Source organism: Granulicella mallensis (genome assembly GCF_014203225.1).
Classification (GTDB): domain Bacteria; phylum Acidobacteriota; class Terriglobia; order Terriglobales; family Acidobacteriaceae; genus Granulicella; species Granulicella mallensis_A.
The window spans coordinates 102,763-127,661 of the sequence record NZ_JACHIO010000002.1; the positions used below are offsets into that span (position 1 = coordinate 102,763).

Annotated in this window: 14 protein-coding genes; 9 read left to right on the plus strand and 5 right to left on the minus strand. The window is 57.5% G+C overall.

The annotated features are described in order from the left end of the window. Positions 1-85 precede the first annotated feature (85 nt). Positions 86-1,276: a glycosyltransferase gene (locus HDF15_RS02305; protein ID WP_184252649.1), complete on the plus strand. Its 1,191-nt coding sequence runs from the start codon at positions 86-88 to the stop codon at positions 1,274-1,276. Here HDF15_RS02305 and thiS read toward each other — a convergent pair. Continuing rightward, entirely contained in the window at positions 1,262-1,495 is a 234-nt protein-coding gene (thiS, locus tag HDF15_RS02310; protein ID WP_184252650.1) for a sulfur carrier protein ThiS, read from the minus strand. The genes HDF15_RS02305 and thiS overlap by 15 nt on opposite strands. A gap of 109 nt (positions 1,496-1,604) precedes the next feature. Continuing rightward, the gene (thiD, locus tag HDF15_RS02315; protein ID WP_260330781.1) at positions 1,605-2,426 is read right to left on the minus strand and encodes a bifunctional hydroxymethylpyrimidine kinase/phosphomethylpyrimidine kinase; all 822 of its coding nucleotides are present in this window, start codon (positions 2,424-2,426) and stop codon (positions 1,605-1,607) included. A 122-nt stretch (positions 2,427-2,548) separates the two neighbouring features. Here thiD and HDF15_RS02320 point away from each other — a divergent pair, with 122 nt between their 5' ends. Next, the gene (locus HDF15_RS02320) at positions 2,549-3,094 is read left to right on the plus strand and encodes a septal ring lytic transglycosylase RlpA family protein (protein WP_184252652.1); all 546 of its coding nucleotides are present in this window, start codon (positions 2,549-2,551) and stop codon (positions 3,092-3,094) included. Positions 3,095-3,184: 90 nt separating this feature from the next. On the opposite strand, the gene HDF15_RS02325 is transcribed toward HDF15_RS02320, so the two are convergent. Both HDF15_RS02325 and HDF15_RS02330 read right to left on the minus strand, forming a co-directional pair. After that, positions 3,185-4,087 (minus strand): dimethylarginine dimethylaminohydrolase family protein, encoded by a 903-nt coding sequence (locus tag HDF15_RS02325; protein ID WP_184252653.1) that lies wholly within the window; start codon positions 4,085-4,087, stop codon positions 3,185-3,187. A 185-nt stretch (positions 4,088-4,272) separates the two neighbouring features. Next, a complete protein-coding gene (locus HDF15_RS02330; protein ID WP_184252654.1) occupies positions 4,273-4,452 on the minus strand; it encodes a hypothetical protein in 180 nt (59 codons plus the stop codon). A 421-nt stretch (positions 4,453-4,873) separates the two neighbouring features. Between HDF15_RS02330 and HDF15_RS02335 the strand changes: the two genes are divergently transcribed. The 3 genes from HDF15_RS02335 to HDF15_RS02345 all read left to right on the plus strand — a co-directional run bounded on the left by HDF15_RS02335 (position 4,874) and on the right by HDF15_RS02345 (position 12,221). Beyond that, the gene (locus HDF15_RS02335) at positions 4,874-8,281 is read left to right on the plus strand and encodes a TonB-dependent receptor (protein ID WP_260330782.1); all 3,408 of its coding nucleotides are present in this window, start codon (positions 4,874-4,876) and stop codon (positions 8,279-8,281) included. A gap of 233 nt (positions 8,282-8,514) precedes the next feature. Beyond that, complete coding sequence (locus HDF15_RS02340; protein WP_184252656.1) at positions 8,515-9,258, plus strand: hypothetical protein; 744 nt, start codon at positions 8,515-8,517, stop codon at positions 9,256-9,258. A gap of 461 nt (positions 9,259-9,719) precedes the next feature. Beyond that, positions 9,720-12,221 carry a CBM35 domain-containing protein gene (locus HDF15_RS02345; RefSeq protein WP_184252657.1) on the plus strand — a complete coding sequence of 834 codons (2,502 nt, stop codon included), beginning with the start codon at positions 9,720-9,722 and terminating at the stop codon, positions 12,219-12,221. A 137-nt stretch (positions 12,222-12,358) separates the two neighbouring features. Here the strand turns inward: HDF15_RS02345 and HDF15_RS02350 are convergent, their stop codons facing one another. Beyond that, positions 12,359-15,223: a protein kinase domain-containing protein gene (locus tag HDF15_RS02350; RefSeq protein WP_184252658.1), complete on the minus strand. Its 2,865-nt coding sequence runs from the start codon at positions 15,221-15,223 to the stop codon at positions 12,359-12,361. 411 nt (positions 15,224-15,634) lie between these two features. On the opposite strand from HDF15_RS02350, the gene HDF15_RS02355 reads away from it, so the two are divergent. From HDF15_RS02355 to HDF15_RS02370, 4 genes are all read left to right on the plus strand, one after another. Then, positions 15,635-17,623, plus strand: a complete 1,989-nt coding sequence (locus tag HDF15_RS02355; protein WP_184252659.1) for an NHL repeat-containing protein — start codon at positions 15,635-15,637, stop codon at positions 17,621-17,623. Between the two features lie 1,291 nt (positions 17,624-18,914). After that, on the plus strand, positions 18,915-22,121 hold the full coding sequence (locus HDF15_RS02360) for a TonB-dependent receptor (RefSeq protein WP_184252660.1): 3,207 nt from the start codon (positions 18,915-18,917) through the stop codon (positions 22,119-22,121). A 160-nt stretch (positions 22,122-22,281) separates the two neighbouring features. Next, positions 22,282-22,983, plus strand: coding sequence for a GntR family transcriptional regulator (locus tag HDF15_RS02365; protein WP_184252661.1), 702 nt, complete (start codon positions 22,282-22,284; stop codon positions 22,981-22,983). A 33-nt stretch (positions 22,984-23,016) separates the two neighbouring features. Beyond that, the gene (locus tag HDF15_RS02370) at positions 23,017-24,867 is read left to right on the plus strand and encodes a gamma-glutamyltransferase family protein (protein WP_184252662.1); all 1,851 of its coding nucleotides are present in this window, start codon (positions 23,017-23,019) and stop codon (positions 24,865-24,867) included. Positions 24,868-24,899 lie beyond the last annotated feature (32 nt).

Here is a 24,899-nt window from a genome sequence, read left to right on the forward strand (position 1 = left end):
CGTCCAATCACCAAGGCAATCAAGCTTGGCACAGTCAAGGGTTTACGCCGCTTTGTTATCCTACAGCTGAAGCCCAACACTCTTCATGCGAGTAGCCCAGGCCGTCTTCGGCGTATTTCATCACTTCGAACTGGCCCGTGAACTCGAGCGGCGTGGACACCTCGACAGAGTCTATTCAACCTGGCCGTGGTCCCGGCTAAAACGTGAAGGCCTGTCTCGGGACAAGGTCAAGACCTTTCCCTGGCTGCATCTTCCGCAGCTCGCGCTACAGCGCAGCCCACTCGATCTGCCGGCCCTCGACGACCATCTGGGGTACGCCAACGCGCTGACCTTCGACCTCTGGACCGACCTCCAGTTCCAACGCAATCTGCGCCGTGGCGAACCTTCTCCCGATGTCCTGATCGCCATCTCCGGAGCTGGCCTGCAGACCGGCAAGCATCTGCAGGAACGCGGTGGACTCTTTGTGTGCGACCGTGGCTCCACGCACCAGCGATATCAGGAGAACATCGTCGCCGAGGAGTATCGCCGCTGGGGTGTCGAGCGGCAGGTCTCCGACGAGCGCGATACTGTGCGCGAGGAAGCGATCTATGCCCAGGCCGACGCCATCACGGTTCCGTCCAGCGTTGCGGCCCGTTCTTTTGTGGAGATGGGCGTGCCGGCTTCGAAGGTGCATACGATTCCCTACGGCGTTCGCCTCGAAAACTTTCACCCGACCGGCGAACCGGCGCAGAACGAATTCCAGGTACTCTTTGCCGGAGCCGCGGGACTGCGTAAAGGAGTTCCCTACCTGCTACAGGGCTTCGCAGCGTTGCGTCATCCACGCAAGCGGCTGCTGATCGCAGGCCAGGTACAGGAAGATCTACGCACCGTCCTGCCCAACTGCCCGCAGGAGAATGTCGAATTTCTGGGGGCTGTTCCGCAGTCGCGGCTTGCGGAGTTGATGAGCACGAGCCAGGCTCTCGTGCTGCCCAGCATTGAAGAAGGGCTGGCCCTGGTACAGGCCCAGGCACTGGCCTGCGGATGCCCGGTCATCTGTTCAACCAATACCGGAGGGGAAAACCTCTTGAGCGATGGTGTTGAAGGGTTTATCACGCCCATCCGTGATCCTGAAGCGGTTACCCAGAGGCTCCAGCAGTTGGCGGACGATCCCCCTCTGCAAGCGAAGATGCGCGCGGCAGCTCTGGCTCGTGTTCACGCGATTGGGGGCTGGACCGAGTACGGAGACCGCTGGGAGCGACTCCTACAAGACCTGCTGGCAAAATCAGCTCGAAGCTGACGAGCCGCCGCCGACAAAATGTACGACTTCCAGTCGGTCACCGGATTGCACTGCTGTCTCACTCCACTGTGTCCGGGGTACGATCTCCCCGTTTCGTTCTACCGCCACCCGGTCGGCCTTCATGCCAAGTTGCAGGAGCACCTGGTCGAGCGTTGAGGGAACGGGTTCAGAAAAGCTACGGGTTTGTCCATTGATTTGAAGCGTCATGTCGGTCAGCATTACCAGCTACAATCCTACCTTTTCCGTCCGCGGCTGAAGCAGCTTTGGGTGTTGTCCCAACGGCGGAGCTAAGGCTCCGCCCCTTCGAAGCAAGAAATCTGGCTTTTGTTTATAGAGAACGCAAGAGCCAAAGCAGGCCCATAGGACCTCGGCCATGACCTACTCCGGGAGCATAGCGCAGGGCTCCTTCGACATATTTTTTAGCCCCGGCAACGGCGGCGACAGGCGTTTCGCCCAAAACCAGGCGGCTAAGTAGCGCCGAAGAGAAGGCACAACCCGTTCCGTGGGTGGACGTTGTGTCGATGCGCTCGCCGGCAAAACGATGGATCTCTCCCTCTACCGTTCTCAAGAGATCGATAGGATGTCCACCCTGATCACCTCCGGTAGCGATGGCATGCAGCCTGGGATAACGCTCCCCCAGAGCGTGCAATGCGTCTTCGGCACCAGCTAGAGAGGACACTTCCAGACCGCTGAGGATAGCGAGTTCAGCCCAGTTAGGGGTAGCCCATGAGACATGGCCGAGGAGCTTCTCCTTAAGATCATGAACCCCTTCTCTATCGAGAAGCGGGGTGCCGGAGCTGGAAACCAGGACAGAATCTAAGACAATAGGAATCTGTTGTTTAGCAGCATTTTCATGCGTATAAGCTTGAAGAAAGTCATCCACTGCCGAAACGATCTCCCGGGTGGCCAGCATCCCAATTTTGATCCCTTGCGGAGGCAGATCGAAGCTTAGGTGATTCAGGGTCTGGCGAAGCAGTTGCGCTGAGACGGGTTCCACGGAAGCAACCCCAAGCGTCGACTGAACGGTGAGAGCCGTAATCGCCGAGACCCCGAAGAGCCCGTGAGCGGCAAAGACCTGGAGGTCGGCAGTGACGCCAGCACCGTTCGAAGGATCGAAACCGGCAATGGTAAGAGCTATCGGTGGCGGCAACAGAAGACCTGATTCCCTCTCTAATTTCCTACCACGCGGGAACCCCATGAGTCAACACTTTATCGAAGAAAAAAGCCTTTCAAATGTTTGACTTAGGCTCCTGGGCGTTCGACAATATATGTATGAATGGTTACAACACGAGAGATCGAAAGAATACCTTGATTGCTGGAAGCCGGAGACGCAATCGCGTCGTCCTGTTGGCAGCTGCTCTAGGCCTGACGACCACTATCGTAGCAAGTCCCCCGGCCCCTGGTAGTGCAAAGATCGTTTCTACGCCCTCCGCTTCTATCAAGCATCATTGGTTCCAGGTCGGCAGAGCCTCCTGGTACGGCGGCAGGTTCCAAGGCCACAGGACTGCAACCGGCGAACGCTTCGATATGAATGCTCTGACCTGTGCACACCGCACGCTTCCCCTGGGAAGCTGGGTTCGGGTGACCAACCTGCACAATCAGAAAACAACCTTTTTGCGGGTGAACGATCGTGGTCCGGTAGCCGGAAACCTGATCATGGATCTGTCCTATGCTGCGGCAAAGAAGCTGGGCATCCAGGGCCTGGGCAAGGTCAAAGTAGAAGCGGTCAACCCCGGCGATGTGCAGATGTCCCAGGCGTTGGTAGCTTCTCTGCCCGAGATGCCTCCCCTCTCCAGCCCGACGATCATCGTTCGGTAAGGCTCCGCACCCATCCCCAAGAAAGCTCGCTAAATACCTAAGACAGCAATGCCTCCTTCAACCAGAAGGAGGCATTGCTGTCTTATTTTGTTAGCGGCCGACGGTTGCGTGGGTGACACGCAGATCGCTCAAGCGCAGAGCCAGCGACTTTGCACCGCCCCCACCCTTGATGAACTCGCCCAGCTCCAGTTGGACGACATCGAAGCCGACATCGAAGAGATGCGCCGCCAGTTCGCGGCTCAACTCTCCCGTGAAGACCGTCCGCCCGATGTTCAGAGCGCAGCACGCCATGTGGGTAGCGTCGTGCTCTGAGACCGCAACCCGCTTCTCTGCCGGGTAGGCTGCCTCGATCAGGGCTAGTGAAGCCGCGTCGAAGGCCCCGGGATAGTAAAGCAGGAACCCGCCGTGCAGCGGAGTGAAGCAGGTGTCGAGGTGATAGAAGCGCGGGTCGACCAGGTGCAGCGAGCGCACGGGCGTATGCCAGGCGTCGGCGACATGGCGATGAGCCGCACGGCAGGTACGGACACCATGGGCCGCCCAGAGGATCGTGCCATCGTCGTTGAAGGTGATATCCCCTTCTCCCTCGAAGGCTGTCTCACGCGGCGTCTTCCAGAGCAGGAAGCCCTGACTCTCGAGCCACTTGTTGAGGTGCGGGGTCTCGGTCCGGCGCTGCGGATGGTTGAAGCTGGAGAGCGCGGCTACCCCGTGCTGTACCAGGGCGCCGTGGCCGAGGAAGACCATGTCGGGACAGCCCGGTTCGGGATGCAGCAGGCGAACGTCGGCGACACCACGCAGGACGTTATGAAAACCCTTCCACTGCGCGAAGGCAAGATCGCGCGAGGATCGATGGACGTTGCCGGCCATCCACGGATTGATGACATAGTCGACGCCGTACCACTCGGGCGGACACATCAGGTAGGTGGGACGGGTGTAGTGAGGCGATGAGGCTAGGGTGGGGAGGGGGGAGGATGAAACGATGATGCTGGTTGCCATGATTCCTGGTTTCCCTACTTTCCGACTGGGAGTCTGCTCGCTCCACACAACAATCGTCAAGTGCCGACGGTGGAGGGTGCCAAACTCGATACATGAACCCCAGTGCGGGCTCTGGAAGTAAGACGCAGGATCAATGCAAAAGGCCCACCTCGAAGGGTGAGCCTTTCTTGTGGATTGCTAAAAATTTACAGCTTTTCAAAGAAGTCGCATGCGGAGCAGGAGATGTAAACTCCGCCCGGAATCCCGCGCTCGCGATCCTTGACACGCTTTACGATGCGGGTCGTCTTGGAGCACTTCGGACAATCGGTGCTCTTCTGTGTGTCCATGACCTTCTTGCGGTCGCCGGTCTTGGCAATCTTCGCCATTGTGTAATCTCCCTGAAAACGAATGAGTGGCTTGCCCGGTTGTCGAACACAGCCCTACCTTGCGTTATCTGTGGGCTGGCTTTGAGGCTGGGCCGAACAGGAAAGTGCGAAGGCGAAAACCGGATAAAGCTCGAACTTGATTCTACACCATTCGCAAGGCTCAGGGGATCTCGTGCCCTTTGGGCCAGGTAGCGATATAGGCGTGGCGGCGAGCGTCGCTATGAGAAATCGAATCCAGAACCTGCCCCGTATGGATTTCTATAGATTCCTCGTCGTACGAAGGCAATGAATATTCGGAGAATATCGACATAATGGGCGAATTTGATTGCCGGGTAACTTTAGCTCTTTGGCAACTCAAATGCGATAGATCTTACAAACAAACTAACTAATAACTAAACCCATGAAGTCCAAGGAGATGCGTTTGACTTTCATAGAGAACCTTCGATCCATTGCAGCGGGCTGCGTTCTTGCGCTTTCCCCGATCGTTCTAATCACGACCTTTTTGGCTCCTTCGGCCTCAGCGCAGACGACCAGCGGTGACATTGCCGGTACGATCAAGGATTCTTTGGGCGCCGCGATTCCCAATGTCTCAATCACAGTCACCAACGAGAAGACTGGCACGCAGAGCACCACGAAGACAAACGCCGCGGGCCAGTTCCAGGTGCAGAACCTGCTGCCCGGTCTTTACGACATCCAGGCGTCGGCATCCGGCTTTTCCAACTCCACGCTGAAGGCGTTGACTGTCGTGCCGAACAGCGCATCCACGGCGAACCTGAGTCTTTCAGTGGGGACCGTGTCCACCTCGATTGAGGTGACGGGAGGAGCGGGCGTGGTTCTGGACACGACGACGCAGAACCTGACGCAGACCTTCGACGCAGAGCAGCTCCAGGCGCTGCCAACGGCGGCCGTCGGCGGTGCCAACCAGAACGGCGTCCTGAACGTTTCGCTGCTGGCGCCAGGCGTGGCCTCTTCGGGAGGTATTGGTATTGGTATCGGTCCGTCGATCGGCGGCCAGCGTCCGCGCAATAACAACTTCGAGATCGAAGGCATCGACAACAATAACAAGGCCGTGACCGGTCCCCTGGTCTATGTGCCGAACGATGCGGTCGGCGACTTCTCGCTGATCACCACCCAGTTTTCACCGGAGTTCGGCCACTCGTCCGGCGGCCAGTTCAACACCAACGTCATCTCGGGTACGAACACGTTCCACGGCAAGGTGTACGAGTACTTCCAGAACCGGAATCTGAACGCGGCGAATGGACCAGCGGGTGCTAAGACTTTCCCCATTCCGGGCTATGATAACAACCGTTACGGCGCGGAAGTCGGCGGCCCGATCCTTCACAACAAGCTGTTCTTCTTCGCCAACTACGAACGGAACACGATCAATCAGGTCTTGTCGACTCATCTTTGCACGCCAACAGCAGGCGGTCTGGCGACTCTGCAATCGCTGGGCGCAGCATATGGCCTCAACACGAACAACCTTGCTCAGTATGAAAAGTACATTCCTGCGGCGTCGACCACGGGGCCGAATGGAACGGGTATTGATGCTGCGCAGGATATTTCCTGCGGCAACGAGCCAACCGGACCGCAGTTCCTGACCGTCTACAACACGACCGGCGCCGCTGCTGGGGCCGACGCTACCACTCCGCAGACCAACATTCCGCTGGGCAACTATCTCGGGCAGGGTAGTGCGCCGGTTAAGTTCTGGGCACTGACCACAAGCGTCGACTACACGATCAATTCGTCGGACTCGTTGCGCCTGCGCTACATCTACAACAATCAGACTTCGATCGATGACGTAGCGGCACTGCCCACCTTTTACGCCGCCCAACCTTTCAAGTGGCACCTCTTCGCGCTTTCGGAGTTCCACACCTTTACTCCGAACCTTGTCAACGAGTTCCGTGTCGGTTTCAACCGGTACGAAAATGAGCTGACCGCCGGCAACTTCAGCTTCCCTGGCCTGGACTCGTTCCCCAATCTGTACTTCTACGACCAGGGCTCCATCGACGTTGGCCCGGACGACAACGCGCCCCAATTCACTATCCAGAACCTATACCAGGTGACGGACAATATTAGCTGGACAAAGGGGAAACACACGCTCAAGTTCGGCTTCGACGGGCGCAAGTACATCTCGCCCCAGGGCTTCACGCAGCGCGCCCGCGGCGATTACGAGTGGTCGAACCTGAGTGACTACCTGCACGATCTCGCGCCCGACCCGAATGGCTTTGGCGAGCGCTCGACCGGTAACGAGACCTACTACGGCGATCAAACCGCTCTTTACGGCTACGGGAACGACACATGGCGCGCGAGCGACAAGCTGACGCTTAACTTTGGTCTCCGCTATGAGTTCACCTCAGTTCCCTCTGGCGAACGGGAGCAGTCGCTCAACAGCATCTCGAGCGTCCCTGGCCTGATTACCTTCGGAGCCCCGCAGCCCACCTACACCAGCTTCGCTCCACGCTTCGGTGTGGTCTTCGCTCCAGATTCGAAGACATCCATCCGCGCCGGCTACGGTATTGCCTATGACGTGCTCTTCGACAACCTGGGCACGCTGTCCTTCCCTCCACAGCTATCACAGACCAACGATGTTGGCACCAATCCGAAGTATCCGTTCAGCCTGCCGGGCTTCCTGGCAGGCGGCGGTCTGCCGCCCGGTACGGGCAGCGGTGTCACGCTACTGGATCAGGCGACAGCGATTGCGACGACCGCAGCCTATGTTCCAAACCAGGTAGTTCCTTATTCGGAGAACTACACGCTTACTATCCAGCGTGAGATCTCCAGAGGCCTCGTCGCCGAGATTGGTTACGTCGGCACCCGCGGCATTCACCTGCCTACGCAGATCCAGTTGAATGTGCAGGCACCTGTCACCGCGCAGAACGCGCTGTTCACGGAGTTGGGCAACACCGAGCTGACTCCGAACAACGGGACGACGCTGCTGCAGCTTCAAGCGATCGGCAACATCATCCCGGCGTACGGAAGTAAGGGGTTCGTCAGCAAGATCACCTCGTATCAGCCATGGTCGAGTTCCAACTACAACGGCCTGATCACCAACCTCCAGGGTCACCTGCATAATCTGCAGATGAATCTCTCCTGGACGTGGTCGAAGGCAATGGACAACGCGACGGCCGAGGTGTTCTCGACCGTGCTGACGCCGCGCCGTCCGGAGGACTCGCAGAACCTCAATCAGGACTACAGCCGTTCGGCGCTCGACCGCACGCACCGCGTGACACTCGAGGCTGATTACAGCTACAAGGGCTTCAATGGTCACAACTGGCTGCTCCGGAACCTGGTGGCGAACTGGGTTGTGGCTCCCATCTACACCTACGAGTCGCCGGAGTACGCGACGGCCCTCTCGGGTGTGAACTCCAACCTGAATGGCGACAACGGACAGCAGATCGATCGTCCCCTGATCAACCCGACCGGCGTCAAGGGAACCGGCTCGGGTGTCACCGCGATCACCAACGGAACGGGCGACACAATTGGCTACCAGGCAATAAACCCGAAGGCCTATTACATCGAAGCAGGTCCGGGTACATTGCCGAATGCGAGCCGCAACACACTTCCCATCCGTCCGATCAACAATATCGATCTGACGCTGAACAAGCGCCTCACCTTCCACGATCGCTACTCGTTCGAGTTCGGCGTGCAGGCCTTCAATCTCGCCAACCATGCCCAGTACATCCCGGGTACGGTCGACAACGTGAACGCCACCAGCTATATCTCGAGCGTCGCCTTCCAGACCGTCTCCAACGCGCTCTTCAATCAGCCCCAAAAGGAGTTCAACAACAACGCCCGTACCTTGCAGCTCACGGGCAAGTTCAGCTTCTGATCAACGAAAACACAAACATAAGGAGAGGGCAGGCCGCACAGGCCTGCCCTTTCCTTTGGCTTTCCGCAGGTGGATTTCAGGGGGGGAGACCTCTGGAAAGCCTGCAATTCATTCTCTAAAAATAAATCGGGGATCGATCGCAATTGATCTATGCTGATCCGCACAGATCATCGTGTTGAACTCCGGGCCCAGTACCCTTCTTGCAAATTTGAGCAACAGAAAGAGGATCAGGCATGGCTCTTGGAAATAGCTTAAACCAGATAGCTCCGTCCGAACGCACAGTAGTGTCTTTCCTGCGACGCCGCATTTTGACCGTCGTCAGTCTGGGTCTGCTTTCCGTCTTTGCAGGCACCCTTACGGCTGCCGCACCCGTCGATAACGTCATCCCAATCGCCAAGGCGCGATCCCTTCCCCTGGGTACCCACGTCATGATCGATGGGATCGTCTCCACGCCCTCGGGCGCCTTCGAGTCGAGCTTTGACGACAAGGGCTTTGGCCTGCAGGACGCCAGCGGCGGCATCTATATCAGCACACCGGGTAATCCAAATGTAGCGACGCCACCCAGGCGCGCGCGGGTCAGCGGCGTGCTCACAGACAAGGCCGGGCTGCTGGTGGTAGTCCCCGCCGACGCGGCGGCCGTGAAAATGGCGCCCCTGAAGAATGCCGGCGACTTCAGCGTGATCGAGCCGAAGGCGCTCAAGACCGTGGAGGTGGGCGAAGCCAACGAGGGACGGATCGTCAGGGTACACGGGAAGATCACCCAGGCACCGGCCGGCGATGGGCCTTACGGCTTCAAGTTCTCTGTCAACGATGGTTCCGGCGAAGCCCTGATCTTCGTCAACGTGCAGACCGGCATCTCCATGAACAGCCTTGCTGCGGGGAAAGAGATAAGCGTAACCGGCTTCAGCAGCCAGTACGACACGCATCACGAGATCGATCCGCGCAGCCCTGCGGATATCGGCGCTGCAAAACCCTAGGGAGTGTTATCAAACTGCTATTCGAGCGGCACAGATAACTTCTTGAGGCAAGAATCGGAAGGGCCTGGCTTCAGCCAGGCCGTAGAAGTGGGGCACAGATCCCTTTGGTAGAGCTGTACGGGCCTTTGGCCCGGCTTGCTACGGCACGGTTGAAACCGTGCCCTTCCGTTCTGCGCCTCAACAAACTGTTTGCACCGTTCGATTTCGATGCAGAAGCAATTTGATCACATCTAACACGCACACCCTTCTTTGAGATTTCGGACCCGTCTTCGAGAATGGGTGTTATCAGTGCTCGTTCACGCTTGAAGTTTCCCTCTATAAATAAACCTATTTTGCGATTCTGTATTGACAAAACGTGTTCGTACACGGTCTTATGGCTGCGCAGCATAGGCTGCCACTTTTGAGCTGCGCAGCCCTCTTGCGCCGCCTGTCTTCTCAAACCTATTCACTGGAGCCGACCGATGCCCCCACTATCCAGCTTTCTGCACCGCACCTTTCGCCCGCTACTCGCTGCAGCGTTCGTCTCTGCGCTGACCTCCTTCCTTCCTGCCGCCGCGCAGGTCAACGGCGTTGGCCAACGCCCGTATCTTGGCTGGTCGACCTTCAGCGAACAGACCATCAACAGCGGCTTCCTTACCCAGGCAAACATTCAGGCGCAGTCCGATGCGCTGAAGGCTTCGGGCCTTCAGCAACACGGCTTCGTCTACATCAACATCGATTCCGGCTGGCAGGGCAGCTTCGATGCAAACGGTCGCCCCATTCCAAATACTTCCACGTTCCCAAACATCAAAGCCCTGGTCGATCACATCCACGCCAACGGACAGAAGGCCGGCATCTACTGGATTCCGGGCATTGAACAGCCTGCAGTCGATGGCAACTTTCCCATCCTCGGCACCTCGTACACCACGCAGCAGATCGTCGCGATACCGCTCGCCCAGGGCAATACCTTCGCCGGACCATTGCCGAACCCTTTCCACGACAAGATCGATTTCACGAAGCCGGGCGCACAGGAGTACATCAACTCCGTCGTAGCTCTGTTCGCCTCCTGGGGCATCGACTTCATCAAGCTGGACTCGGTTGCACCCGGTTCGGATGTCGATAGCACTGCCGTCGACGATCGTCCTGACGTCGCGGCCTGGTCGCAGGCGATCGCACAGAGCGGACGTCCCATCTGGTTCACGGTCTCCTGGGATCTCGACCAGGATTACCTCAGCACGTGGCAGCAATTCTCCAATGCCCGCCGCATCGACCAGGATGTCGAGTGCGAGGGTGACTGCGCCACGCTCACCGACTGGCCGCGCATCGTGCTCCGCGAGTACGAGGACGTGGGCTGGGAACATTCCACCGGCCCCACGCTCGGCTGGAACGACATGGACACCCTCGACATAGGCATGGGTACCGAGGACGGGCTCAGCGACACGGAGAAGCAGACAGCCGTGACCATCTGGGCCATGGCGAATTCCCCGCTCTATTTAGGTGGCGACCTTACCCAGCTCGATGCCTTTGCTAAAGCTGCCTTCACCAACGATGAGATCCTCGCGGTCGACCAGTCCGGCAACCCTGGCGTCCAGGTCACTGGAGGCGCACAGCCGGTATGGGTTGCCGACGCCGGTGACGGAAGCTTCTACCTCGCTCTGTACAACCTGAACGGCCTGCCCTCGCAGGTGACCGTTCCCTGGAGCGATCTCGGATTCACTCAAGCTCTTCAGGTCCGCGACCTCTGGAACAGCATCAACCTCTCCCCCACTCCGAGTAGCTTCACCACGATTCTTCCAGGCCACGGTGTACGCCTGCTGAGGGTCTATCCCACCGGCACAGCGCCCTCCACCTTCACACAGAGCTATGAAGCCGAATCTGCTGTGCTCAACGGCACGGCCTCGGTCGTTGCCTGCACGGCCTGCTCCGGCGGCTCCAAGGCCGGCAATATCGGCGCCTCCACCACGTCCAACTCCGTCACCTTCAATAATGTTCAGGTCGAGCACGACGGCACCTACCGCATGGAAGTCGATGCCATGACGCAAGGCCCCCGCGCCCTGGTCTACACCGTCAACGGAGGTTCTCCTGCTACGCTCAACCTGGGCGGCGGCAGCTTCAACCTGCCCCAGGCAACGACGGTTCCGGTCACCCTCAAGGCCGGTGTGAACATCATCACCTTCAACAATCCAGCTACGTTTGGCCCGGATCTTGACCGCATCGTGATCTCCGGCAACGGCAACGAACCTCCGCCCAGCTTCACGACCTACGAGGCAGAGGCCGCACAGCTCTCCGGCTCCGCCAGTGTAGCCGGATGCTCTTACTGCTCGGGTGGAGCATACATCGGCAGCTTCGGCGCAGGCACGCAGAATGCCGTCACCTTCAACAATGTCACGGCACCGCAAGCCGGCACCTATCAGCTTGAGGTCGACTACACCGAAAACGGGCCACGTTCTTTCTTCGTCTATGTCAACGGCGGGTCACCCATCGAGCTTGACGTCAACGGCAGTTCCTGGGATTCGCCCCAGTTCCTGCTTACTCCAGTGCAGCTAAACGCGGGCGCCAACACCATTGTGTTTACGAACCCGAATGCAAATGGCTTTGCGCCGGGTCTGGACAGCATCACCGTCGGCCCCGTCGTCAACAGCGCCAACCTTAGCGCGGTGATCAACCGCAAATCCGGCCCGGAGGATCTGCGTCTCTGGCAGCTTACGCTGTCCAATACAGGCAGTGGCGCGGCCACGCAGACCACCCTCGATAGCTTCACCGTCGCCTCCACCAACAGCAGCTCCGGCTGCGGAGCCGCTGCAGTCTTCCTCGGGCCACTCAGCCTAGGCACGATCCCGGCAAACGGCTCCAGAAGCGTCACTGTCCCTGTTGTCTTCTCCCCTTTCTGCAATAAGGACAACAGCTTTGGTGTTCATGCAGTCTTCTCCTCAAACCAGGGAGCAAATGTCGGCACGATCGTCAACACTTCCGAAACGAAGTAGAAGTAGCAGAGAGCAAAACGAACGGGGCAGCCAGCCGGCTGCCCCCAATTCGTTTTCCTATACGGTTTTATCCGACACTCTTGGTGCGGGGAGTCCGCTCCCAGTTTTCTCTTCTAAAGATATTCAATCCTTGAAAGCTACGTCTTCTGAGGTAAAACATGAGTCAGAGCGGTTTGAAGTTTAGCGAATGCTTTCTTCTCGTAGGGGTCAAGATAGGCGAGTCCCATGAAAGGGGCAGCTTTATCGGCGTACTCTTTGGCGATATCGGGCTGCCCGCGCAAGAGCGCTAGCCTGGCCTCGGCTACATAGAAGATCCCTTCGATATCCTTCTGGTGCAGGACATGGGCAAGAGCGATATCGTTCTGCTCCGGAGTCTGGGCGAGACGAGGGATATCGACCATCTTGAGCAAGCGATCAATCTCGTTCAACGTTTCTGTGTTGCGATGTGATTCCGAGTTCTCCGCTTGTGCGATCATGCACTCGGCAACTATAAAAGTTCCTAACTTGGTGCTTTCAGGTTGGAAGATTGCATTGCGCCCACGGATCAACTGTCGCGCATGGTTCAGTCCGGAATCGAAGCGTCCGCTGTAGCATTCACTCTTGGCAACAACATGCAGCGGATCATCTTCCCACTTTGAAGGGGGATTGAGCGCTTCAGCCGCATCCAGCGCTAGTCCATCACGGATCGCAGCGTCGTAATCTTCCGCCATCTCTTCGGCTCGGACACGCATCCTCCAAGCGTAAAGAGTAGATTGACTCTTCGGCCCCGACAGTTTTGATAGTCTCGTATAGTTTTGGTTTGCTTGCGCAAGGGCTTCACTGAACTTCCCTTCGCGGCCAAGTACATCTTCAAGAGACTGGTATGCAGTAAAGAGCACCGGGCTTTCTGATCCACGCATCGTCTGTATGTAGGAGATGGTCTCTCGGATAACCTGTTCCGCATGACCGGGTTCGTCGCTGGAATACGCGCTATAAAGGTGTCTTTTCAAATTGATCAACAATAGAGGATTGAAATTCGGGGTTGCTTCAGCCCTGCTGATCGCATCCTCCAGGGGGTGTATCCATTGCTCCGGGTGCGGCCCCGCCAAAGTGAGATTACTCTCCCTCACAACCAGCGAAGCCTGAAGTTCCGGGCTGATATCATGGAGCCTCGAGATCAGTTGCTGCTGCTGTTCCAGGCACTTCGTAGCATCCTGGACCGCTTCTGGAATACCATTGCTTATCTCAGCATCTTCCCGCCTCAGCTCTGTGATGATCGCATTCTGGGAGAGCGGGCCTTCGGCCTCTTTGAAGCGTTGAATTGCAATCTTGAATTCGCGATCAGCCTCCGCAGATTCCATGCGCATAGACAACGCGCGTGCAATCACTTGGTGGAGCCCCCCGGCGATCTCAGGCGCTTTTGAGAAGCGGCGATCGACCTGAAGTAATCCCCTTTTGAGCGCCTCTACAAGAGTCTCCTGCAGCATGTTACCCGAACTATCAAACTCCCGGAACGGCTTATTTTGTCCAAGAAGATCATCAGACAGGAAGTCATTCATCGCAGAGAGTGTCTCGTTGCGGGAGTTCGCCAGGTCGCGTTCATGCGTAGCCCGATGGTAGAACCACAGACTGGCGCAAAGTCCGGCAAGGAGCGCAACCACCGCGAGGATCAGCCACGGCTGGCGTAGACGAGCTCTTTCGATCTCCTGCCTGGCTTGTTCTGCCGCAGCAATCGCCGAGGCTCGCTCCTTCCGCTCGGCACGGCGTTTCTCTATCGATCGCAGCCGCTCCGCCAGTTCCGCGGCACTGGACATACGTCGAGACGGATCAATGTTAGCCGCAGCGGCAATGTCCTCGCGAAGAATCGGGTCGAAGATCCTGGCCCCCCAGCCAACCGAAGGCGGCTCGAGGAAGTCTCCACATACGATCTGGTACAGCATCACGCCCAGCGCATATACATCGCCCCGAATGCTGGGTGCAGTCCCCGCAAGCAGCTCCGGCGCGCGGTACATTGCCGTGCCTACCGGTGTTCCGCTCCCATCGTTTTCATTCGGCTCTTCAAACGAGCCGTAGTGCGTAATCTGTAGTTCGGCAACCCGTTGCAGATTGCTGATGGAGGCCACACCAAAATCGGCGACCTTCATCTGCCAGTTTTCTGCCTGATCTTCCCCTGCCTTCTGAAGTTCAATCCCAGTATCCGAAGTTCGTGCCGAGACAAGAACATTGGCCGGCTTCAGATCGTTATGCAATATACCCAGCGCGTGGGCGGAGGCAACGGTCTCCGCAAGCTGGGCTGCCAGGGCGACACGTTCCAACAGTGACAGGCGTGCAAATTCTTCAGTCTGAGCCCACTCGAATAAGTTACGACCGCAATATTCGCTTTCAATGAAGAAGGGCTCATTCTCAAAATCCCAATCGAGAATCTGCACAAATCCCCGGCTCTCGGCGAGAGATTTTTGAAAGAGTCGAGAAAGCGTGACCTCTCTTTGCAAAGCCTGGAGGCGAACACCATCGACTGCGAACTTGAAGACGCGGTTTTCATGGGTCTTCGAATGTTCTCCGAGCCAGACGGGGTGAGGTGTCCCCATCCCCAGTTGTTTCAGCGTTCGCCAATGGGGACGGCCGGGGATAAAATCTCCTGCCTTCAACAGAAAAGGAACGGAAGCCGGTTCATCCACGACAGTGCACATAACCGGTACGGCCATCCTGTATCCAACACCCGAGACGTTCAGGATGACAGCATCGCGCGGGCCGCCGAACGCCTTGCGCAGCTTTGAGATGGCCGTCGCCAGAGACTGGTCTGTCGTTGAGGTGTCCCAGGCGGCACCGATCAGCTCATCCTTGGTGATGATCTGGCCTGGGTTTTCGAGTAGGTGCTGGAGAACATCAAGAGGCTTCGACTCAAGCTTGACAGGTTCACCGTGTACCAGGAGTTGGCGGCGGATTTCGATAAATTCGCAATCGCCAAATCTCCAACGACGGCCAAACTCAGATGACTCTTGAAGCGGGTTGCTGCGGATCATGTGGCTTTATTTTCCTTGAGAAGTTCGTGACGCACGGTAAAGACTTCTTTCATTCCCGTGCGTCATGCTCCCTCTATCTATTTGCGCAAATACGCGACGCGTCTCCGCCGCCACCCCATATCTATCAACATCACCTGGGAAATTCAACCCAATTTGCAGCAAATTAGCGCCAAAAACAACTTCTTGATTTTTCTTGAGAAATTCGTAGCCCCACTGTAAAGAACTTCATTTTTTCTTGAGAAATCCGTAATACCTCGTAAGGACTTCGCGAGGCTCTTGCGTAATGCTTCTGATAGCAATCAACACGGCAACCCAGGAACACCACAACCATTTCGAGTCATCAGCTGCTGATAGCCCGTGAGATTTATACAGAGCTGCATTCCCAAAATCGATATTCAACAGAGGCCCTCATTGAGAGATCAATCTTTAGCTATTTCAGCCACAGCCAGTCTTCTTCTCGGCGTCCTCGGCCTGAGCGGTTGCTCAGCCAACTTCGGAGACGTTTCCACAGCCACGACACCGACGGCGATGCATATTCAAGGCATCGTTCATGGCGGCCAGCAGCCGCTCAGTGGTGCTCGCGTATATATGTACGCCGCCAGCACGGTCGCCTATGGCGGTAATGGAATCGCCCCAACCTCTGGTGCCGCCGGCAATGCCTCGACCTCGCTGCTGACCGCCGCGACAGGGAACCCGGCAGATGCAAATGGAAACTTCTACGTTACCACGGATGTGAACGGCAACTTCAATATCAATGGAGCGTTCGCCTGCTCTCCCGGACAGCAGGTTTATCTGTACTCTGTCGACGGCGATCCGCAGTTGGCAGGTATCGGCATTGCCGGCACGCCGAATCCCGCGGCCACGCTGCTGGCCGTTGTGGGCAATTGCGCCAGTTCGACAGTGAGCGCGGCCTTTCCGAACCTGACCTCATTCGTGTGGATGAATGAGGCCAGCACGGTGGCCGCGGCCTATGCGCTTGCGGGCTTTGCTACCGATCCCCTGCATATCGGCGCACCCAGCTCCGTATCGGGCCATTCGCTCGCCGGGATCGGTCTGGCCAACGCCTTCAAATCGGCCTTGAATATCGTGAACCAGGCCAGCGGAGCGCCCTATGCGACTCTACCTCTCAACAGCAACGCCGCCGTTCCCGTGAGCATGATCAACACGCTGGCAGACATCCTTGCGGCCTGCATCAACTCCAACGGGGTCAGCTCGTCGGGATGCAGCACGCTCTTCGCCAACACAACCTACGGCACGGCACCGACCGATACGGCAACGGCGGCCATCAACATCGCGCAGCACCCGGCAGCCAACGTCTCCGCGTTGCTCAATCTGGCAACCAACGCCAGCCCCTTCCAGTCCATCCTTACCTCTGCCAACGACCTGTCCCTCGGGATCAAATACACCGGTGGCGGACTGAGCGGAGCACAGATGGTAGCGATCGATGGCTCGGGCAACGCTTGGATACCTAACTTTTCTACTAACTCCGTGCTCGAGTTCTCCAGCACCGGGGCTGTCCTCTCCGGGACCAATGGCTACACCGGCGGGCTGAACAAGCCCAATTGGCTCGCGATCGACGGCTCGGGCAACGCTTGGATAACTAACTTTAACAACTCCGTGGTCGAGTTCTCCAGCACCGGGGCTGTCCTCTCTGGGGCCAATGGCTACACCGGTGGCGGAATGAACGATCCATTTCAAATCGCGTTCGACGGCTCGGGCAACGCCTGGATGCTCAATGCTCTAGCTACCTCCGTGACCGAGCTCTCCAGCACCGGGGCAGCCCTCTCCGGGGCCAATGGATACACAGGAGGTCTGGGCGTGACAGAGGCCATCGCGATCGACGGCTCGGGCAACGCCTGGATAGCGAATACCGGAGGTCAGACCGTGACCGAGTTCTCCAGCACCGGGGCTGTCCTCTCCGGGACCAATGGCTACATCAGTGGCCAGAATTTGTTTTTACCATCAGGAGTTGCGATCGATGGTTTGGGCAACGCTTGGATACCTAACTTTTCTACCAACTCCGTGGTCGAGTTATCGAGCACCGGGGCCGTCCTCTCTGGGGCCAATGGCTACGGCGGCGGCGGACTGAACAATCCCATGGGGATCACTCTCGACGGCTCGGGTAACGCCTGGATAGCTAATTCGGGTAACAACTCCGTGGTCGAGCTCTCGAGCACCGGGGCCGTCCTCTCCGGAGCCAACGGCTACACCGGTGGCTCGGTGAGCCGCCCACAGGGTATCGCGATCGACGGCTCGGGTAATGTCTGGATAACCAGTACTTCAGGTACCTCCATGACTGAGATCATCGGCGTTGGCACTCCTGTGATTACGCCGATCTCTGCTGGTCTACCCGTTGTGCCAACAAAGGACGGAACCAGCAACCTTGGTACACGCCCGTAGACGTCACAGTCTGTCGAGCCAGAACAGGCTCGGCGCCTTCGGTGCCTTTCGGCTGGAAGAAGGTGTCGGAGCAGCCGAGGGATTACGACCGATAGATGTTTCCGTGGCCCTGCCTCATGGGTAGGGCCACGGAAGAGGGTGAGGGGTCCGAGATGCGCACTCGGGGTAATGGGCCACCCCTCACCTCAACACCTTACTAATTTCTGTTGCCTGAAGATCAACTTAGCTGCCCGTCTGTAACGCGTACCCGACGTCGTCAACCGCGATGTTAAGCACTGTTTCGTGGCGCCAGGACCGAGTCCACTGCAGTTAAGGCTGCCACCGACGTTATCGCCTTGATCGGAACTGCCATGCCTACTCGCAATCAATAATCAGCTCGCTGCCTCTTCCCGTCCCCCTATGCCCTGCGGCCTCTAGCTTGCATCGCAGCCCGACATCCCGTACAGAACAGGACCGGCGGAGATCTAGTGAATCTTCTTTTCCTGCGTGCGTATTCTCTCGCACACAGGAGATTTTTCTTCGCTCGTTCGATATAAGAACTTGCCTTTCTGTGGCTCCTTTTATCAGAAATGACCTCGGAGCTTCGTACGACTTCGCCCTGGAGTGAACATAGATGAACAGTCAAAAGAGCCTTTTTTGTAAATATTGCTTGCGCACTGACGAGCTCGACCGCCTTCAGCGAAAAGGTTGGTTCTCCTTTCTGGCTAAGATGATCGGACGATATCCGTGGTTCTGTCGCAATTGCTACCGGCCATTGTGGCTCAAACACCGTTCTCGCCGCGACTTTAGACAAACGCACGATCAATCTCCGCGCAGCGATCAGGCCACTCCCTAATCACCAATTAAGAACGATGAACAAGACAAGAGATCAGCAAGGCGTGACGCGTGGCATTGTCAAGAGCTGCCGAGTCTGATAGTGCTCGTTCCCTTTACTGAGTTGCTATCACTTCGGGAGAGAAACGCTTCGGCCTTCTCTCCCGGAACTGCAGTATCACGATCCTGATCGCAATTTCATAGTATTGAAGCCATCACCATCATGAAACGAGCCTTGTCCGGTACACGTTACCGTCATTGAATAGCCTAATGAGAACGATCATCATGTCCACGTTCTTAAAGCATAGATTGATCGTTAAATCCTATCGGCCCCATAAACAAATGATGTAAAAAAGATTAATATTCTTTCAATGAGATATGAAACGTGATATCTCATATATGTTCCTTGACATCGAAACACCTCTTTTTGCCTTTGCCTTGAGTTAGCTCCAGCGCAGCACCCTTCGGAGGTTCGTCTATGAAGTCCTTTAAGTGGTTTTCTCTCGCAATTTTGCTTTCTATGTGCAGCCTTGCTGCCTGGGGCCAATCAACAGCCACACTTACGGGAACCGTAACGGACCCAAGCGGCGCAGTCGTTCCCAGCGCGCAGGTAAAAGTGCATAGCCTGGCTACCGGAATCGATCGTGTCATCCATACTGACTCCGACGGAATCTATGTGGTGCCTTCGCTGGAACCCGGAGATTACTCCGTTCAGGCGACCGTATCGGGGTTCAGCAACTACACCGTGCAGAAGGTCACCCTCGACGTATCTCAGACCGTTACGGTCAACATGCATCTCGCGGTCTCGTCCGCAGGCGAGACGATAGAGGTTGAGAGCACGTCACAGCAGATCGAGACTCAGACCATGACCGTGGGCCAGGTCATCGACAGAAAGACCGTGCAGGAGATTCCTCTCAACGGCCGTCACTTCCTTGACCTGACAGTGCTGACGCCAGGCGGCGTAGTGGCTCCCACTTCGGGCAGCCTCACCGCCCCAAGCCGTGGGCTTGGAGCCAACTCCTTCATTACTGCCGGCAACCGCGAAGACTCGGTCAACTTCCAGATCAACGGCGTCAATCTGAACGACATCAGCCAGAACCAGATCACCTTTCAGCCGTCGATCAGCACAACCTCCGAGTTCAAGATCAATAACTCCACGTTCAGTGCGGAGTTTGGCCGCAGCGATGGATCGATTGTGACCGTTGCTACTCGATCCGGCACCAACCAGTTCCACGGTGAAGCCTTCGACTTCTTCCGCAACGAGGCGCTGGATGCCCGCAACTACTTCAACCGCAACTTCAACCCCTCCACGGGCCTCCCGATCGTTGGACTTCCAGGGGAAAAGGCGCCTCTCAAACGCAATAACTTCGGCGGCTCCGTAGGCGGTCCCATCTGGAAGGACAAGACTTTCTTCTATGCCAGCTATGAGGGTTTGCGTCAGCACCAGGGCATTCTGCAGAACAGTACGGTGCTCACCGCAGCTCAGCAGGCGACCATCGCCGCCAATGCCGCCCTCTTCCCTGCCGCCGCTGCCCTGGCCAAGCTCATTCCATTGCCGAATAGTGGAAACAATTATGTAGCCTTCACGCCGGGCCCGGTCAGCATCGATCAGTACACTGCAGATGTCCTGCAGCAGTTCAGCAGCAATGATTCACTACACGGTTTCTATGCCTTCCAGAAGGACGTTCGGACAGAGCCCGCATTGCAGGGCGACACCATTCCCGGCTGGGGCGATCACCGTGCCGCACATCGCCAGATCCTGACCCTCAACGAAACCCATATTTTCAGCCCAAACTTCGTCAATGAAGCGCGGCTCGGCTTCAACCGCATCTCGATCGCCTTCAATCCGGCCAATCTCATCGACCCGACCAGCGTAGGCATTGGCGATGGCCTTGTGGGCAACGTCGGCTTGCCTCAGACCACACTCTCCGATATCGGTCTCGTCTTCGGTGGGCCCTCGGGTTTCCCGCAGGGACGCAATGACACGCTGGGCCTCATCTCAGATACGGCAACCCTGTTGCGCGGCAAGCACACCCTCAAGTTTGGCGGCGAGTTCCGCCGCTATCTCAGCGCCAGCTTCGCCGGGAACATCGGTACGCTCACCTATGTGAGCACCCCGAATAACTTTGAGAAGGACAACGCCACCGTCTTCAGTGTCCAGCCCAACATTTCATCCAGCCGCGTCTACGATGGGGCACTGGGAGCGTTCTTCCAGGACAACTTCAAGTTCACACAAAGGCTGACACTGGAGTACGGTCTTCGCTTCGAGTGGAACGGAACTCCAGTCGAAGGTGAAAATCGCTTCGTGCTCTTCAATCCAAACGGCAATGGCGGCCCAACGCTGACACAAGTCGGTACCAATGGGCTCGCAGCCAACTCTGCCTACAAGCAGAGCTACAGCTATGAGCCCCGCCTGGGATTCGCCTACGATATCTTCGGAACCAGCAAGACCGTGGTGCGTGGCGGCTATGCTTACCTGGTCGACCAACCGGCTTCGAACACGGTAACAGGACTGGCCGCAAATCCTCCCTTCAGCACCTCCGTCACCTACAATGGCGCGGCCATTCCGGTCTCCTCGCTGTATGCCTCTGCAAAGGCCGCAGGTGTTGCGATCAGCTCCATCAACCCCAACTTCAAAGATGCGTATATCGAGAGCTTCAACCTGAATGTGCAGCAGGCGCTCCCCGGCGGCATCGTTACTTCGCTCGGCTACTACGGCTCTGTCGGACGCCATCTGCGTATTGCCACGAATGAGAATCAGGCAAGCGGTCCGGTGGGATCTCCCCATCTTTACCAGACCCTCTCGGCCAACAGCCCCATCGATCCCGGTGTAACGATCGCTTCCAACATCAGCGAGGTGAACAGCATCGGCACCTCGAACTACAATGCCCTGTGGCTGGTGTTCAGCAAGAACTTGCACCATGGACTCGAACTCAATATGAACTACGAGTGGGCGAAGTCGATGGACATTAACTCGCTTGGATCGCAGGGTGGGTTGAACCTGCAGGACAGCAACAACCCCAGCGGCAACTATGGCCTGTCGGACTTCGACGTGCGCCATCACTTCGCCGGTACAGCGATCTATGTGCTGCCCTTCAAGGGCAACCGCCTGGTCTCGGGCTATCAGCTTTCAACGATCGTCCAGTACCAGACCGGCAACCCGGTCAACATCACCGCAGGCAGCTCAAGCTTCAACGGCCTTACCGGCGTTATCCGTCCCAATCTGGTTGGTCATGTCATCACACATAAGTCGCAGGCTCCTGTTGCTGGTTCGGTAAGTTCCGCGACCAATGTCACCTTCATCCAGAACTCCCCAGGCACTATCTGCGACGTGACGACGTACACTCCAGCCTGCACCTTTGAGATTCCGGGAACACAAGCCAGTGCCACCGCACCTACCGCACCCACGGCTTATACCGGCATCGGCAACATACAGCGTAACGGCGTTACCGGCCCCGGCTTTGCGGATGTCGATCTGTCAGGACAGAAAGAGACCAAACTCTTCAAGAACGTGATGTTCACGCTTCGTGCCGACGCGTTCGATATCCTCAACCACCCCAACTTTGGTCAACCATCGGGGAACGTTCAATCGTCAACCTTTGGCCAGATCAGCGCCACCCGCTTTGCTACCAGCGATGGCGGCTCCTCTCGTCAACTCCAAATCAGTGGTAAGTTCACCTTCTAGTTCGTGAGGTGTGCGCTCGACCAAAACGTTTCGCCGGTCGAGCGCACATGTCTTACGAAGGTATTCAAGTTTCTTCCACGCAACAGGATGTCGGTCTCCCCTCGAACCTTTACCATAGCGTCCGAGGACCAGAGAATCTATTGGATTCCGAGCATACACAATGATCAAAATCTCTAAACCACCGAACCTGACAGAGCTCGCCTATCTCAGCGTCAAGCAGTCCCTCGTCGACGGTTCCCTGGGCGAGGGCCAGAGATTGACAGAAGAATCTCTCTCCACCCAGCTAGGCATCAGCAAATCCCCCATACGCGAGGCGCTCACCCGCCTTGAAAGCGAAGGCCTGCTCAACATCGAAGCCAGGCGCGGCGCCTATGTTCGCCGGTTCAACAGAAAAGATGTCAGCGACCTGTATGACCTTCGCGAACTGCTGGAGGTGCATGCGGTAGGGTTGGCGGTGATTACTCCAGCGTTCCTCGGCACGCTCGCGGAGAGCATCGAACACACCCGGAAGCATCTCGATGCAGGCGACAGAATGGCACACGTGGAAGAGGATATTCGCTTCCACAATCTCATCGCCGCCGCTACGGGCAATGAAGAGCTCCGTCGCGTCCTTGAAAACATGAACCACAAGAGTCTTCTATGCCGGTCGAAGACCTTCAATCTCTCTTCGACAACCGCGCCGATAAGTCACAGCAGGATCTACCTTGCCCTGAAGGAAGGCGAGCGGGTTTTGGCTCAGCAGGCCATGAAAGATCACATCCAATACGTTCGCGACTCTCTGCTGCGTTCGCTGAAGGCAACAGAACCCCTAACCATCTACGAGGAAGACGCCGGTCTTGCCCTTTCTACCAATCGCAGTTAAATAACAACCGTTACGCGGTAAAAGGAGAGCTTCATGCTCCGTCGAACGTTTCTTGCAACGCTACCCCTGGCTACTGCGGGCTCTCTCGTTGCCGCCACCAACAACGGTGTCCATGAACCGGCTCTCCTCCCTGGCGAAGAAGAACTATCGAAGCTGCCTAAATTTCAGGCCCCCGGAGAGGACCGGTTTCTCCGGCCTGATGTGCACGCCGGAGATCGGCCTGCCGGTGCCAGCTTCTCCTCGCGCTCCCCTGCACTGGGTTGTTCGGGGGCTGCGGGAACGGCGCATCCGCTGGCGACACAGGCAGCTATCGAGATGCTCAAGCGCGGCGGATCGGCAGTCGATGCGGCTATCGCGGCCAATGCCCTGCTGGGCTTCGTCGAACCGACGAGCTCCGGGCTCGGGGGAGATTGCTACGCCTTCGTGTGGGACCCCAAGGTTGGCAAGCTGGCCGGAATGGCCAGCTCGGGCCGCTCACCGAAGTCGCTCTCGCTCGAGACCGTTCGCTCGCGCGCAGTCAACGGTGCTCTGCCTGCACTGGGAGCAGTCAGCGTCTCCACGCCCGGCGCGCTCGACGGCTGGTGGACGCTGCACCAGCGCTACGGCAAGCTCAAGTGGGCCGAGCTCTTCGAGCCGGCCATCCACTACTGCGAAGCCGGCGCCCCAGCGCCGCAGATCATCGGCTGGTACATCAAGCGGAACATGGCGATCTTTTTGAGGCCGCACTCGGGTGTCGAAGAGACCGCCAACGCGGTGAAGACTTATAGCCCTGGCGGCATCTCGCCCAACGAATACGATGTGCGGCGTAACCCCGATCTTGCGAAGACCTATCGGATGATCGCAGCAGGTGGGCGCGATGCTTTTTACGATGGCCCGATTGCGAAGACGATCGATGCGTACTTCAAGCGGATCGGCGGCTGGCTCTCGGCGGACGATCTGCGCGAGCATCATGCGGAGTGGGTTGAGCCGCTGGTGACGAAGTATCGCGGCGTAGACGTCTATGCCATGGGCGCCAACACACAGGGACTCGCCACCCTGCAGATGCTCAACATCATCGAGCAGTTTGATCTACGCGGATATGGCTTCCAGTCCCCTGAGTCACTGCATGTGCAGATCGAGGCGAAGCGACTTGCCTATGAGGATCGTGCCCGCTTCTACGCCGACCCACACTTTTCGAAGATCCCGATCGACTGGCTCAAGTCGAAGGAGTATGCCAAAGAGCGTGCCAAGCTGATCCAGCTCGACCGCATCCTCGAACCTGTCTATCCCGGCCAGGCTCCCAGCCACGGTGACACTACTTATTTCTCTACCGCCGACAAGGACGGGATGATGGTGTCGATGATCCAGTCCAACTTCCGCGGCATGGGCTCAGGCCTGGTCGCGGACGGCCTCGGCTTCATGTTCCAGGATCGCGGCCAGTTGTTCTCGCTGCAGGATGGCCACCCAAACATCTATGCGCCCGGCAAGCGTCCCTTCCAGACCATCATCCCGGGCTTTGCAGCCAAAGATGGTGTGCCATGGCTCGCCTTTGGAGTGATGGGTGGCGACATGCAGCCCCAGGGGCAAAGCCAGATCATCATCAATCGCGTCGACTACGGGATCGATGTGCAGGCGGCTGGAGACAGTCCGCGCTGGCACCACGAAGGCTCATCGCAAAGCATGGGCGAAGACCCACCGCACCTTACTCCTCGCGGCATTCTACGCCTGGAGAGCGGTGTTCCCGCAGCCACTCGTAAAGCTCTCGTCGAAATGGGTTGGCCGATGGGTGAAAGCGATGGCGGTTATGGACGCTACGAGTGCATCGAAAACCGCAAGCAGGGTGAAGATCGTGTCTATGCGGCTGCCAGCGAGATGCGCGCAGATGGCGTGGCTCTGGCCTATTGAGCTGGCACAGAGGAAACAGCAGAAGCATGCTG